The organism is Pseudomonas sp. EL_65y_Pfl2_R96 (assembly GCF_963970905.1).
Lineage (GTDB): Bacteria > Pseudomonadota > Gammaproteobacteria > Pseudomonadales > Pseudomonadaceae > Aquipseudomonas.
Genome location: NZ_CAXAQH010000147.1, coordinates 1 through 602, shown reverse-complemented (window position 1 = coordinate 602; position 602 = coordinate 1). Strand labels below are relative to the sequence as shown.

The following is a 602-nucleotide window of genomic DNA, read 5'->3' as shown; positions in this document are numbered from 1 at the left end:
GGCCCTGTTCAATGAGGCGGAAAGCGTCGTCGAGCCCATTGATGAAGCGGCAGAAGAAGAGGCTGTTGCGCCGACCCAGCGGCGTGGCAAACGCAAACCGCTGCCGGCCGATCTCCCCCGCATCGAAGTCATCCACGAACTGCCCGAACATGAACTGACCTGTGCCTGCGGCTGCCGCAAACACGCCATCGGCGAGGAGCTCAGCGAGCAGCTTGAAATCGTGCCGATGCAAATCCGCGTGATCAAACACGTCCGTAAGGTCTACGGTTGCCGTGCCTGTGAAACGGCACCGGTCACTGCGGACAAGCCCGCTCAACTGATTGAAAAAAGCATGGCCAGCCCAAGCGTGCTGGCGATGCTGCTGACCACCAAATACGTGGACGGTTTGCCGCTTCACCGTTTTGAAAAAGTGCTGGGCCGCCATGGCATCGATATCCCGCGCCAGACCTTGGCCCGCTGGGTTATCCAGTGCGGTGAACACTTGCAACCACTGCTGAATTTAATGCGCGACCAGTTATTGGAAAGCCGCGTCATCCACTGCGATGAAACCCGCGTGCAGGTGTTGAAAGAGCAGGATCGGGAGCCCAGCAGCCAGTCCTGGA

At 59.1% G+C, this 602-nt stretch carries 1 protein-coding gene; it reads left to right on the top strand.

Annotated features, from left to right (window positions below; all coding sequences use genetic code 11):
• Positions 1 to 602, top strand: a 602-nt coding sequence (gene tnpC, locus AACY49_RS29920; RefSeq protein ID WP_339527817.1) for an IS66 family transposase, incomplete at both ends; no start/stop codon positions are given.